Raw genomic sequence first — 12,933 nt, forward strand, 5'->3', positions numbered from 1 at the left:
TGATGACATGACGAACCCAGGGACAGAATCACGTGTCGAAGACAAGCTTTACCAGAACCGCTATCTGGTGGACTCCGGCCGTCCGCATATAAAGGTGCGACCGCACAAGCAACCAAGCGCGAATCTGCTCGCGCTGACCCGCGTCTGTCCAGCGAAATGCTATGAGTTGAACGACAAAGGTCAAGTTGAAATCACCGCCGATGGCTGCATGGAGTGCGGCACCTGCCGCGTTTTGTGCGAGGCCAGCGGCGAGATCGAATGGAATTATCCGCGTGGTGGCTTCGGCGTCCTCTTCAAGTTCGGATGATCGGCTTTGGCACCGTTTCGGCGGGTGTGCACCTGTGTACTCCCGAACTCGCGACAAAGCGCAATCTTGCCGGCACCATCTCGCCAAATTGCGGAGCGAGTGAACTTCCTGAACTGATGAAAAGGCGCTTGGGAGGAGCACCCTGACCACAACCGCTGAGGTCTTTCCATGGCTCACATATCCTCGGATCGGGTCAACGAAGCAGGACGTCGAGACACCTTCCGCAAACCCGCCAGTGATGGGATGTTCGAAGCAGATGACTGGCTCAGGGGAATCTACGAGGTGTCGAAGGCGCTGACGGCTCACTCCCGGCTAGAGGTTACGCTGGCCAATGTCGCGAACACTCTCCCGTCGTTTGTGCAAATGCGTCATGGAGCAATCTTTGTCCTGGACTCTGAAGGTGAGCCGGAGATCGCCGCGAGTGCCGGCAGCGGCCCATCAGGCACTCACCCCATCATACCAAAGGCCGCAATAAATCAAATCGTCGCTACGGGCACGCGGCTCGTCATCGCCGACCTCAGCACGTCCGAGTTGTTTCAGGCCGAGCTTCAAACACGTCCTGGTGTTAATTCCCTCCCAATGGCCTTTATCGGCCTCCCGGTTAAGGCTGAGGACAGGATCCTCGGGACGTTGTCGATCGTAAGAGACAGCGCAAACGGGTCCCGCTACGATGAGGACATCTGCTTCCTGACGATGGTGGCCAACCTCGTCGGCCGCACTATTCGCCTCCATCGCGGCTTGACTAGGGATCGTGAGCGGCGCGTCGGTGAGAGCTGGACAGCGGAGAATTCGTCCGATGAGGACCGGACCGACCCCGTCCCGCATGCGTCCGTCAAGATGGATGGGATCATCGGGGAGAGCCCCGCACTCAAGCAGGTGCTCGAAACCGTCTCCATTGTAGCAAGGACGAATTCCACCGTGCTCCTGAGGGGCGAGAGCGGCACCGGCAAGGAGTTTTTCGCGCAAGCCATACATAGGCTCTCGCGCCGGCGGAGGAAGTCTTTCGTCAAGTTGAACTGCGCCGCACTGTCGGAAAGCGTTCTTGAGTCGGAGCTGTTCGGACATGAAAAAGGCGCCTTCACAGGGGCAATTTCCCAGCGCGCCGGCCGTTTTGAATTGGCAAATGGGGGAACGCTGCTACTCGATGAAATCGGCGAGATTTCACCTGCCTTCCAAGCCAAGCTGTTACGTGTCTTGCAGGAAGGCGAACTGGAGCGTGTTGGCGGTACCAAGACGCTGCAGGTCGACGTGCGACTTATATGCGCTACCAACAGGGATCTCGAGTCGGCTGTCGTAAACGGGGAGTTCAGGGCCGACCTTTATTATCGCATCAATGTGGTGCCAATCATCCTGCCTCCGCTCCGAGAGCGACCGGGGGATATCCCTCGCCTTGCGAACGCCTTCCTCGAACGATTCAACAAGGAGAACCATCTCGAACTCGCCTTCGCGCCGTCGGCGCTCGAGTTTATCTCGCAATGCTACTTCCCCGGTAACGTGCGAGAATTGGAGAACTGCGTGCAAAGGACGGCCACGCTAGCGCGCTCAAGGACAATCGCTCCATCGGATTTTGCCTGCAACAATAACCAATGCCTATCTTGGCTCCTCTGGAAAAAAGCTGATTCGCTCAGCGGCAATACCGGCAACCAGCGATTTCGAAGCAATATAATGCCCGCCGGATTGCCGATGCCGGCCGGGCGCTTCGGCGCCCCGCAGGATAACGTGCGACCCCATACTGCCGACCCTACAAACGATCCCGCTCTCCCTGCAATAGGCCCGCGCCTGACGGAACGCGATCGGCTGATCGGCGCGATGGAGAAGGTCGGCTGGGTTCAGGCCAAGGCCGCCCGTGTCCTCGGCGTCACGCCACGACAGGTCGGATACGCTTTGCGCCGACACGGGATCGAGGTGAAGAAATTCTAGCGTTCTCATGAGGTGGAGAACGAGAACACTGCGCCAGCTACGCGAAATGTGTCGGAGCCCGGGCCAAAGCTGCGCGAGTGACCCTTCATCACCCGCCCTTGCCGACGTCTTGCCGATGGTAGAAAGGAGTCACCCCACTCTCCTGAATCGGAACTATGCAGACCCAAGTGAGCAGTGGCAACTTCACCGCGGACGAGCTCGCCGTCGCCGAGACCGACATCCTCGTCGGAAGACCGGTCGGGAGTTGTGCCGAGGGCGTTCACGGCCGAGCGGTCGACGCGGGATTTCCATCTTGAACTGATGTCCGGCCGGGTCGTCTTCCTCACCTTCTAACATAGTCCTGTTAGAAGTCCGACAAAGCTATGTCGGAGCAACTCCATGCTATCCGACGCGCAAAGCCAATTCGTGAACTAGCGCCACCTTTTCAGTTGGCATTGCTCTTGCGCTTCGGACCGCGACGTTAACCCGCAACGGAGCCGTTCAATGGCCGCACCGGCGATTTCAGTTGAGAGCCTGACCGGCGCGAGGGTCTCCGACCAGTTGCTGGTGAGCGCCAAGTCGGGTGGCTGTGCATCTTCCTCCTGCGGATCGTCGACAAGGCCGGACGATGTGGACCCGGCCATCTGGGACAAGATCAAGGATCACCCGTGCTTTTCAGAAGAGGCGCACCACTATTTCGCGCGCATGCACGTCGCCGTCGCGCCGGCCTGCAATGTCCAGTGCAACTACTGCAATCGCAAATATGATTGCGCCAACGAAAGCCGGCCCGGGGTTGTCTCGGAAAAGCTGACGCCCGATCAGGCGGTACGCAAGGTTATCGCGGTCGCCAACGAAGTGCCGCAGCTTTCCGTGCTTGGCATCGCCGGACCGGGCGACGCCTGCTACGACTGGGAGAAGACGAAGGCAACGTTCGAACGCGTCGTCAGGGAAATCCCCGACGTCAAGCTCTGCGTCTCTACGAACGGGCTCGCGCTGCCGGACCACGTCGACGAGCTTGCCGACATGAATGTCGATCACGTGACGATCACGATCAACATGGTCGATCCGGAAGTCGGCGCAAAGATCTATCCCTGGATCTTTTACGACCATCGCCGCTACGTCGGCACCGAAGCCGCCAGGATTCTGCACGAGAGGCAAATGCTTGGCTTGGAGATGCTGAGCGCGCGCGGCATCCTCACTAAAATCAATTCGGTGATGATCCCTGGCGTGAACGATCAGCACCTGGTTGAGGTGAATGAGTGGGTCAAGCAGCGCGGCGCGTTCCTGCACAACGTCATGCCCCTGATTTCGGACCCCGCGCACGGAACGCACTACGGACTGACCGGGCAGCGCGGCCCAAATGCAATGGAGATGAAGGCTCTTCAGGATCGTCTTGAAGGCGGCGCCAAGTTGATGCGCCACTGCCGGCAGTGCCGCGCAGATGCCGTCGGCCTGCTGGGCGAGGATCGTGGCCAGGAATTCACACTCGACCAGATTCCCGGCGAGATCACCTACGATGCCGGCAAGCGCGAAGCCTATCGGGAGCTGGTCACGGACGAGCGCCGTGATCGCCTGGCAGCCAGGAGCGAAGCGATCGGAATGGTCAAGACAACGAGCTCCGGCAAGTCCCTCCTCGTTGCGGTGGCGACTAAGGGCGGCGGCCGCGTCAACGAACACTTCGGCCATGCCAAGGAATTCCAGGTGTATGAAGCCTCGCCGATGGGGATCAACTTTATCGGGCACCGCAAGGTTGAGCAGTATTGCCTCGGGGGTTGGGGCGAGAAGGCCACTCTCGACGGGGTCATCGCTGCGCTGGAAGGCGTAGACATAGTGCTTTGCGTCAAAATTGGAGATTGCCCCAAGGATCAGCTCGCGGCCGCCGGTATCCGAGCAACCGACGCTTACGGCCATGACTACATCGAAACGGCAATCAGCTCGATTTACGCCGCCGAGTCCGGCGTCCAGGCACTCGCCGCGACGGCCTGAACCTATCTCATTTACTCGAATCAGGAATCAAAATGGCTTTCAAGATCATCGCATCCCAATGCACACAATGCGGCGCCTGCGAATTCGAATGCCCGTCGGGTGCGATCAAGTTCAAAGGCGAGAGCTACGTGGTCGAGCTGCAGAAGTGCACCGAATGCGAGGGAGCTTTCGACACGCAGCAATGTGCTTCGGTGTGCCCTGTGCCGAAGACCTGCGTTCCTGCCTGAGTCCACTGGGTACCCACACAACTGGCTGCCCCGGGGAATGCCTGCGCGCCTCATCAATGACACTAGCCTCAGAGAACCAAGGAACCGCCATGCGGCTCGCACGCGAACAGGAGGTGGAAATCCGCAGACCTCCCCAATTTCAGCCGGGAGAGCGGGTCCGTGCCACTCGCCACATTAAGAATGACGGCACCTATCCTGGCAGGGAGATCGGCGAAAATCTCGTGCGCAAGGGCGAAGAGGGTTATGTGCGCGACATTGGCACGTTTCTACAGCAGTTCTTCATCTACGCGGTCGAATGGATCGACCGTGGGACGGTCGTCGGCATGCGAGCGCGTGAATTGACGAGCCTCGACAAAGCCGACGCTCCCTGCAGTGCCGAAGAAAACGCCAATAAAGGAACGGCCGCATGAAAGTAATGATCCGCAGGACCGAGGCCGGGTTGTCGGCGTATGTCCCGAAAAAGGATCTCGAGGAGCCGATTATCAAGTTCGAGAACCAGGACCTGTGGGGCGGGGTCGTAACGCTCAGGAATGGCTGGCGGCTCCTCCTTCCCGATCTTCCGCCGCATACGCGTCTGCCGATCACCGTCGAGGCAAGGAAGCTTTCCGACGGGGACTGATGCCGCCCGTCAATGAGAGGCATCAAGAGGAAACGAGCATGAACACGATCCCGACCTCGGGCCACCTAGTCGTCGTCAGGGACAGTTTTGCCCGAAAGCTGCTTGAGCTGGCCAGACGAGCGTTAGTCTCCGATCAGGTGATCCCGTATCTCGGTCCGGGTCTCCTCCGGCTCAGCTCTGCTGAGCCGCCTGTGCCGTGTACCCCCGAAGCCGTTGCCGAGGCACTCAACATGCGGGCGCCAGCCCCCTCGAAGATCCGCACCAATATGTGGTCGGTCGCGCAGTTCATTGAACAGCGCCGGCATCGCCGCACACTTCAAGCTTGGATGACTGATATATTTGCGGGGCCGGCGGCGCCGAGCATCCTCCACGCCTGGCTCGCAAAACTCCCGCTCTCCCTCATCATCGACAGCTGGTACGAAGGCGCCATGCGCGCGGCGCTGGCAGAGGCCGGCCGAACCGACGTCGTCGAGATACAAGGCGTTACGCGGGCGAACGAAGTTGGCGACATTTGGACCAGAACTTACGACTTGTCGGGAAGGGAACTCGAGGCTGGAGCAGCGACGAAGACGGTTCTCTATGCGCCACATGGCAGTATTAGGCCGGCCGCAAATTTCCTCATCGCCGATTCCGACTATGTCGAAGCCCTGACTGAAATCGATATACAGACGCCTATTCCTGACGTGGTCAAGGAACGTCGCGTCGACCGGGGTTTTTTCTTCGTCGGCTGCCGCTTCAATGATCAGATGCTGCGCACTTACGCCAGGCAGATCATGAAGCGCTCAGCAGGCCCCCGTTACGCGATAATGGACGGGCAAACGCTGACCAGAAACGAAGCCCGTTTCCTTGCGGCAAGCGGAATCACGGTGATCGACATGTCGGCGAGCGAAGCCGTGGCGCAACTCGCCGGATCAGCATCTTGAGCCGATGGTGGCCAGGATCAACTTGGAGGGACGTCTTTGATGTGAGTCGACCGGCTCGCTTCCGAAGGCGCAAAATTCAGTCGGGGGCACTCGGTGGGCAGTGATGCTGTTGGCACGACCTCTCTCAAATCGTCCGCGCATGTAAAAGCGGCCGGGTGGGGCCGGGGCTTGAGCACGCTACTGCGCATTACGCGCATGAATTTGAGGCACCCGTGGCAGGTCGCGTTAGCTATCGGTTCGACGATGGTAGCCGTAATCCTGCAGTTGCTCATTCCCCAGCTTCTCGGCCGGGCTGTCGACCAGACCCAACTAGCCATCGGGGGCGGTGTCACGGTGACGGCTGCAGAACAAGCCCTCTGGACTCCTGCTCTCCTGCTGCTCGGCGCGAGTACGCTACGCGGCCTCTTTACGATGGCGCAAAACTACTTTGCCGAAGCCGTCGGGCACCACGTCGCGTACGAACTGCGGCTTGCTTGTTACGACAAGGTCCAGCGCCTGAGCTTTTCCTTTCACGACCGGGTGCATTCAGGCGACCTGATCACCCTCGGCATCCTCGATCTCGACGGCGTGCGGATGTATTTTTCCACCGCCCTGGTTAGGTTCTTTCTGCTCACCATGCTAATCGGGATAGGCGCCTGCATGATGATCTCAACCGATCCGGTGCTCGGTTTGATCGCGCTGAGCTTCGTGCCTTTCGTAGCCTGGCGATCGTCGGTCACCCAGCTTAAGCTACGCGCCATCTGGCTCGACCTGCAGGAACGGCTTTCCGTCCTGGGCCGCGTGATGGAGGAAAATCTCGCGGGCATCCGAGTTGTCCGGGCGTTTTCGGCACAGGCTCATGAGATGGCGAAGTTCGACATCGCCTCGACAAACGCGCTCGAACTCGCGCACGAGCAGGTTGACGTGTACGTGCCCAATACGTCGGCAATGACCCTCGCCTTCTTTGTCGCCATGGGGTTGGTCCTCTGGGTCGGTTGCGACAAACTCATCGCCGGCGAGATCAGCGTTGGAACGCTCACGACGTTCCTGACGTTCATGACGATCCTGCAAATGCCCGTCCGCCAGATCGGACTGATGGTCAACGGCTTTGCCCGCGCTTACACTTGCGGTTCGCGCCTCTTCAGTCTGCTCGACCAGGACATCACGATCGGGGATGCTTCCGGTGCAAGACCGCTCGAGATCGGTGAAGGAACTCTGCGCTTCGACAATGTCTCGTTTGCATATCCCGGCACCGGAAACCGCGTCATTCTAAAGAATATTACCTTCTGCGCCCATATGGGCGAGACGATCGCGATCGTGGGTCCGCCGGGTTCTGGCAAGTCGACAATTGCTCACCTGATCCCCCGCTTTTACGACGTCACTGGTGGCACCATCATGCTTGACGGGCAGGACATCCGCGGGGTCACCCTCGCATCGCTTCGCAAGGCGGTCGCGGTCGTACAGCAGGATGCATTCCTGTTCACAACCACGATCGAGAACAACATCGCTTATGGCGACCCCTGGGCGAAGGAACAGCCGATCGAGCGCGCTAGCGAATCCGCCCAGTTGCACAATTACATTCTCGGCCTCCCTGCTGGCTACAAGACGGTCGTCGGCGAACGTGGCGCCTCTCTCTCGGGCGGCCAGCGTCAGCGTCTCACCATAGCTCGCACGATGATGTTGCGCCCATCAATCGTCGTTTTCGACGACTCAACGGCCGCGATCGACGCCGCCACAGAGCAGCGCATCCGCGCGGCGATACGGCGTTTCGCCAAGGATAGGGTGACGATCATCATCGCCCACCGGCTGAGTTCACTCAAGCACGCCGACCGGATTCTGTTTGTCGACAACGGCGAGATCGTGGAACGCGGCACCCATCAAGAGCTTTTGGCCAAGCGAGGACGCTATAAGGCCCTTTATGATCTTCAGTTGCGCCCGGGAGATGACATTGCGACCACGTTTGGAGGCGCGCCCTGATGGCCAAGCGGCACGCCAACGAACTCGAAATCGAACCGAATGATAGCGGTAGACGCCCTCCGCGCGCGGTCGTCGGGTCCCATCGCATCGAGGAGGAGATCTTTGGCCGGGCTTTCGACAAGAACATCATTCGCCGCATATGGGCCTTCGTTCGTCCCTACCGAGCCATGGCGGTCGTCTCGCTTGCCGCATTGCTGATTTTCACTGGCACGCAGCTTCTCATCCCGCTGATCATCCGCTACGCGATCGACCACGCCATAACTCCGGCAGGCGCTGATGCCTCCGCCCTGCTTGAGGCCGCCGTCGCGTTTGGGCTTGCCATTCTGGTTAATTTCGGCGCCGCCTACGCGCAAGAAACCGTGGTGGGGAAAATGGCCGAGAACGTCCTCTTCGACATCCGCCGCGCCATGTTTGCCCATCTGCAGAAGGTATCGCTCTCCTTCATGGACAAGACCGAGGTAGGACGCCTGATGTCTCGCCTTCAGGGCGACGTCAACTCTATCCACGAATTTCTCGAAAACTCGATCTACTCCGTAGGCGACATTGCGCTTCTCTTCGGCATCATCTTCGTAATGCTGTCGGTCAACTTCAACCTCGGCTTTCTGACGCTCTCGGTCTTGCCGGCCCTGTTGATTATCCGCATCGTGTGGCTGCCGCGTGCCCGCGAGGCCTTCATGGCTGCACAAGAGACCAATTCAGTCGTCAACGGCGCATTGGCCGAAGCGATTCAAGGCGTCCGAACCGTCCAGTCCATGGACCGCCAGTATGTCAACTTCGTATTGTATGACGACAAGGCACATGCCGACCTCACGACCCACCTGACCGCTGCCAAATATGCACAGGTCATGGTCCCGATCGTCGATGGCCTCACCGGCCTCGCCATGGCTGTCGTCATTGTGGTCGGCGGCTCCATGATCATGAATGGCCGCGTCGATGTGGGCGTATTGGTTGCCTACATGTTCTATATCCAACGCTTCTTTGACCCAATTCGCTCACTTACTCTGCAATATTCCGTCATGCAGCGCGCAATGGCCTCCGGCAAGCGCCTGACCGATGTGCTCGACGTCAGGATCGAGGTCCAGGACAAACCGGATGCCAGGATCCTTGCGCCCGAAATGGACGGCTCGGTCGAGTTCAGGAGCGTCACGTTCGGGTACGATCCCAAACAGCCGGTGCTGAAAAACGTCTCTTTCCGGGTCAATCCCGGCGAGACGGTCGCCTTGGTCGGGCCGACCGGCTCTGGTAAATCGAGCGCGATGGCCCTCGTCCACCGCTTCTATGATGTTCAGCAAGGCCAAGTGCTGGTTGGCGGACATGATGTGCGCGATCTCACCCAGGAATCGCTCGGCGCTCAGATCGCTATGGTGCTGCAGGAGCCGTTTCTGTTCACCGGGACGGTTTTTGAGAATATCCGCTACCACAAGACGGAAGCCACGCGGGAGAAGGTGATCGAGGCCGCCAAGGTGGTCGGCGCCCACGACTTCATCATGAGACTTTCCGACAGGTATGAAACCCAACTCGGCGAACGCGGCGGCAACCTTTCTCTCGGCCAGCGCCAGCTTGTCAGTTTCGCCCGCGCTCTCGTCGCCGACGCCAAGATCCTTGTTCTTGACGAGGCCACCGCCAACATCGACAGCCACACGGAAATGCTCATCCAGAAAGCTCTCAGAAAACTCCTGGAAGGCCGCACCGGGCTTGTCATCGCCCACCGTCTCGCCACAATCCGTGGTGCCGATCGCATCATCATGCTTCAGAACGGCCAGGTTATTGAGACCGGCAACCATGACAAACTGATGGCTATGGGCGGGCTCTATTCCAAACTCTACAATCTGAACTACTCGTCATTCGACGACATTCCCGAAGAGGAAGCCGATCGGACCGGACAAGCCGCCTCTCGTACCTGATGCTCCATGCGAGCAGTATCTGACCGTCCGGGGGCACCAGTTTCCACCCGACAATCCCCAGAAATCAACGAATTCAAGGGTTTCAACGTCCCCCGAGGTACACCAAAAGGTACACCGAGGGGTACACCGAGGGGTACACCGAGGATGAAAATGGCACTGGAGCACGTCCAGCCGCGCGGCAATCGTAAGGTCTATCGAAGGAAGGTTCCCAAGGCACTTCAAGGCATCCTAGCAAGACAGAAATGGTCTTTCGCCTAGGCAAGACCGATGCCGAGGTGCGCAAGCAGTACGACGCCACCCACGCCGAGGCAGAGCAAATCTTCGCCAAAGCATGGGACGAATTACATGGGGTGAAGGCGCCGGCAGCGAAGCTCACAGCGCGCGAACTGTTCGACCAAGCGACTAAGCGACTTCGGGACCTTGGCTTCAACCCGTATCGTGCGAACGGCAGCGGCGACCCCGATGACGCGGACGAACTAGACGAATGGATTGCCCGCGATGTCGTGGCCGAGGGTATCGTCAAAGGGTACCCGAGGGACGAACAGACCGACCACCCGTTGGCGTCTCCAGCGAGGACCGGGCACTACTGACGCTACTGACCTCGCCAAGCGCCCCTAAGGGTCCCTCGCCCACCCTAGAGGATGCCAAGCGGCTCTATCTGAAAGCCCGCTTCACCAAGACTAATCCTTCTGAGAAATCGAAGAAGCGGGACGAGCAACAAGCCGACCGCGTCGTAGGGCATGTTAAGTCCGCCCTCGGCTATGACCCGGTGCTGGCGGAAATGAAGCGCGCCGATGCCAGAGCCGTGGCTAACGCCATGTTGAAGGAAATCCCAACGGCGGCGACTGTGGATCGCTACCTCAACGTCGTGCGCGCCATCGTTGCCCATGGCATTCGCGAGTTCGACCTAACGGGCACCAAGAACCAATTTGAGAAGCTCGACGTTGCCGACAGCAGTCGGGAGCCGGACAAACGGAAGAGGCTCCCCTTCACCCCCGAGCAATTGGCCGCGACGCGGGAGCGGGTGCTTGACCGCGCCGCCGCTGATCTCCAACAGATTTGGCGACTCCTAGAGGACACCGGCTGCCGTCTATCCGAGATCACCGGACTTCGGGTCAGCGACGTTATGCTAGAGGTCCAGTACCCACACATCGACGTCGAGTGGCATGACGAGCGCCGGGTTAAGACCGAAGTCTCTCGCCGGAAGGTCCCGCTCGTGGGTGACGCCCTCCAGGCAGCGCGGGAGGCTGTGAAAGCGGCTGGTGACAGCAAGATGCTGTTCGCCCGTTACGGTCATGAAGGCGGTGGCGACAAAGCCTCGGCGGCGCTTGGCAAGCACGTTAGAGCCGCCGTGACGGACAAGAAGGTCACCACCCACTCGCTACGCCACCGAATGGAGGACTTGCTGGTCATCGCTTAGGTGCCCGAGAAGCTCAAACGGTTGATCATGGGCCACTCAGGGGGCGGCGCTGGCGACAAATACGGTGGCGAAGAGGCGCGGCTTAAGGCGGCAACTGAAGCGATGCTGAAGGCCCATGGCCTCCAGCTTAGCGACCAGTCAGCATAACCAAACTGACCTAGAAGACTGACTGCGGCAAGCGCCTCATCGCCTTCCACGACAATCTTAGCTGACATCCCTATGCGGAGCCTTGGGTAACCCAGGCTTCGCTTTGTCCAGACCCAGTTCTGACAAAAGGTGGCCTATCACCCACGAGAACATCCCCTTCGGACCGAGGCTGCGGAACTCATCATACGCGCCCTCAAAGCCTTCACACATATCGATGACTACCTTGTCGTCGAAATCCAGAACCGTACCGGAGTGGGCGAACATGTTCCGAAATTTGCGCAGCTTGTGAAGCTCCTTAGCGAGCTTGGGCTCAATCAGCCCCAGCGCCTTCGCAAGATCAATTCTCGCACTGAAGGTCGCAAGCCCCCCAGTCCCCGAGAAGAGGGCCTTCTTTGCATCTCTATCGAGGGCTGGCATATTGGCTTGAACAAGCTTCGTTAGCTCATTGTCGACGGATTGCGAGTACACGAGAACCACCCCATGGGGACCTTGACGCATGGTAGCTTCGATCAAAACTCCAAATTCTTCAACTTGACCTGCTAGTTCCTTATCAAGCTTGGCCTTATGGTCTTCTAGTTCTTTAAGTTTATGCAGATAATATTCTACTTCTTCTTCCTGCTCTTTAGTCAAATCCAAAAATCCGAGCATTTCTAAATCCGTTGGCATCATCCCACCCATAAAATTCTTTAGTCGCCTTGTACCAGTTTAACCACTCACCAGAAGACCACTTGGAGAGGTGTCCAAGATGCAGGCATCTTCAGACCACTAGCATCCGGTCCTTGGGTCATTTTATGTCTGGATTGCGATGCTTGGCCGGGGCATCCTACCCCTATGTGCAACCTCTACAATCTCACAACCTCACAAGAGGCCATCCGCCAATGGACCGGCACCTTGCGGGACATTTTGGGCAACCTTGAGCCATCCATTGACATCTACCCTAATCGCCCCGGACCCGTGGTCCGCAACGCTTTGGATGGGAGCCGAGAGGTAGCCAACCTCCTTTGGGGAATGCCAACCCCAGCCGAGCGAGTCAAAGGCAAAGCCGACTGTGGCACTACCAACATCCGCAAGCCCCAATACTCCCATTGGCAACAGTATCTCGGCGTAGAGCATCGCTGCGTGGTGCCCGTGACGAGCTTTGCAGAGCCCAGTCCCAAGGAGGACGATAAGGACCCCGAGACGGGCATTCAGCGGAATTATTGGTTCGCCTTGAACGAGGAACGTCCGCTGTTCTTTTTCGCCGGCCTTTGGACGCCTTGGCATGGGGTCCGGAGGGTCAAGGACGGCCCCGGCGATCACGAAGTTTACGGCTTCATGACCACCGAACCAAACACCCTCATCAAGCCGATCCACGAGAAGGCCATGCCGGTCATCTTGACGACGCAACAAGAGACCGAAACGTGGCTTGCCGCGCCTTGGTCGGAAGCGAAGGGCTTACAGCGCACAGCGCCTGACGACGCCCTTGTGATCGTCGACAAGCCCGCCACGCAAATCAAGTTTCCGCTGGGCTCAACTCCCGGCGACCAGTTACGCTTGCTCTAGGCT

Annotated in this window: 13 protein-coding genes; 12 read left to right on the forward strand and 1 reads right to left on the reverse strand. The window is 59.0% G+C overall.

The window, feature by feature from the left end:
- Positions 1-7: 7 nt before the first annotated feature.
- The 11 genes from AC0L16_RS10355 (at position 8) to AC0L16_RS10405 (ending at position 11,241) form a co-directional block, all read left to right on the forward strand.
- The gene (locus tag AC0L16_RS10355; protein WP_473585629.1) at positions 8-307 is read left to right on the forward strand and encodes a ferredoxin family protein; all 300 of its coding nucleotides are present in this window, start codon (positions 8-10) and stop codon (positions 305-307) included.
- Between the two features lie 168 nt (positions 308-475).
- Entirely contained in the window at positions 476-2,227 is a 1,752-nt protein-coding gene (gene nifA / locus AC0L16_RS10360) for a nif-specific transcriptional activator NifA (RefSeq protein ID WP_473610077.1), read from the forward strand.
- 483 nt (positions 2,228-2,710) lie between these two features.
- Positions 2,711-4,192, forward strand: coding sequence for a nitrogenase cofactor biosynthesis protein NifB (gene nifB, locus AC0L16_RS10365; protein WP_473610076.1), 1,482 nt, complete (start codon positions 2,711-2,713; stop codon positions 4,190-4,192).
- 32 nt (positions 4,193-4,224) lie between these two features.
- Positions 4,225-4,419, forward strand: a complete 195-nt coding sequence (locus AC0L16_RS10370) for a 4Fe-4S dicluster domain-containing protein (protein WP_008878193.1) — start codon at positions 4,225-4,227, stop codon at positions 4,417-4,419.
- An 89-nt stretch (positions 4,420-4,508) separates the two neighbouring features.
- Positions 4,509-4,829, forward strand: a complete 321-nt coding sequence (locus AC0L16_RS10375) for a nitrogen fixation protein NifZ (RefSeq protein ID WP_065011137.1) — start codon at positions 4,509-4,511, stop codon at positions 4,827-4,829.
- A complete protein-coding gene (nifT, locus tag AC0L16_RS10380; protein ID WP_040594248.1) occupies positions 4,826-5,038 on the forward strand; it encodes a putative nitrogen fixation protein NifT in 213 nt (70 codons plus the stop codon). Before AC0L16_RS10375 ends, nifT begins: the two co-directional genes overlap by 4 nt.
- Positions 5,039-5,076: 38 nt before the next feature.
- On the forward strand, positions 5,077-5,961 hold the full coding sequence (locus AC0L16_RS10385; protein ID WP_473620613.1) for an SIR2 family NAD-dependent protein deacylase: 885 nt from the start codon (positions 5,077-5,079) through the stop codon (positions 5,959-5,961).
- A gap of 93 nt (positions 5,962-6,054) precedes the next feature.
- Complete coding sequence (locus AC0L16_RS10390; protein ID WP_473620614.1) at positions 6,055-7,917, forward strand: ABC transporter ATP-binding protein; 1,863 nt, start codon at positions 6,055-6,057, stop codon at positions 7,915-7,917.
- Positions 7,917-9,821 carry an ABC transporter ATP-binding protein gene (locus AC0L16_RS10395; RefSeq protein WP_473620616.1) on the forward strand — a complete coding sequence of 635 codons (1,905 nt, stop codon included), beginning with the start codon at positions 7,917-7,919 and terminating at the stop codon, positions 9,819-9,821. Before AC0L16_RS10390 ends, AC0L16_RS10395 begins: the two co-directional genes overlap by 1 nt.
- A 242-nt stretch (positions 9,822-10,063) precedes the next feature.
- On the forward strand, positions 10,064-10,411 hold the full coding sequence (locus AC0L16_RS10400; RefSeq protein ID WP_473620617.1) for a hypothetical protein: 348 nt from the start codon (positions 10,064-10,066) through the stop codon (positions 10,409-10,411).
- Between the two features lie 191 nt (positions 10,412-10,602).
- A complete protein-coding gene (locus AC0L16_RS10405; protein ID WP_473620618.1) occupies positions 10,603-11,241 on the forward strand; it encodes a tyrosine-type recombinase/integrase in 639 nt (212 codons plus the stop codon).
- A 204-nt stretch (positions 11,242-11,445) separates the two neighbouring features.
- Here the strand turns inward: AC0L16_RS10405 and AC0L16_RS10410 are convergent, their stop codons facing one another.
- Positions 11,446-12,036 (reverse strand): DUF4145 domain-containing protein, encoded by a 591-nt coding sequence (locus AC0L16_RS10410; protein ID WP_473620620.1) that lies wholly within the window; start codon positions 12,034-12,036, stop codon positions 11,446-11,448.
- Positions 12,037-12,219: 183 nt separating this feature from the next.
- Here AC0L16_RS10410 and AC0L16_RS10415 point away from each other — a divergent pair, with 183 nt between their 5' ends.
- On the forward strand, positions 12,220-12,930 hold the full coding sequence (locus AC0L16_RS10415; protein WP_473620621.1) for an SOS response-associated peptidase: 711 nt from the start codon (positions 12,220-12,222) through the stop codon (positions 12,928-12,930).
- Positions 12,931-12,933: the final 3 nt, after the last annotated feature.

The sequence above is a fragment of the Mesorhizobium sp. WSM4848 genome, assembly GCF_055811375.1.

Bases quoted from the DNA above. Each gene is read 5' to 3' on its own strand.
- AC0L16_RS10355 (WP_473585629.1), top strand. From the start codon at position 8: ATGACGAACCCAGGGACAGAATCACGTGTCGAAGACAAGCTTTACCAG.
- nifA (WP_473610077.1), top strand. From the start codon at position 476: ATGGCTCACATATCCTCGGATCGGGTCAACGAAGCAGGACGTCGAGAC.
- nifB (WP_473610076.1), top strand. From the start codon at position 2,711: ATGGCCGCACCGGCGATTTCAGTTGAGAGCCTGACCGGCGCGAGGGTC.
- AC0L16_RS10370 (WP_008878193.1), top strand. From the start codon at position 4,225: ATGGCTTTCAAGATCATCGCATCCCAATGCACACAATGCGGCGCCTGC.
- AC0L16_RS10375 (WP_065011137.1), top strand. From the start codon at position 4,509: ATGCGGCTCGCACGCGAACAGGAGGTGGAAATCCGCAGACCTCCCCAA.
- nifT (WP_040594248.1), top strand. From the start codon at position 4,826: ATGAAAGTAATGATCCGCAGGACCGAGGCCGGGTTGTCGGCGTATGTC.
- AC0L16_RS10385 (WP_473620613.1), top strand. From the start codon at position 5,077: ATGAACACGATCCCGACCTCGGGCCACCTAGTCGTCGTCAGGGACAGT.
- AC0L16_RS10395 (WP_473620616.1), top strand. From the start codon at position 7,917: ATGGCCAAGCGGCACGCCAACGAACTCGAAATCGAACCGAATGATAGC.
- AC0L16_RS10400 (WP_473620617.1), top strand. From the start codon at position 10,064: ATGGTCTTTCGCCTAGGCAAGACCGATGCCGAGGTGCGCAAGCAGTAC.
- AC0L16_RS10405 (WP_473620618.1), top strand. From the start codon at position 10,603: ATGAAGCGCGCCGATGCCAGAGCCGTGGCTAACGCCATGTTGAAGGAA.
- AC0L16_RS10410 (WP_473620620.1), bottom strand. From the start codon at position 12,036: ATGCTCGGATTTTTGGATTTGACTAAAGAGCAGGAAGAAGAAGTAGAA.
- AC0L16_RS10415 (WP_473620621.1), top strand. From the start codon at position 12,220: ATGTGCAACCTCTACAATCTCACAACCTCACAAGAGGCCATCCGCCAA.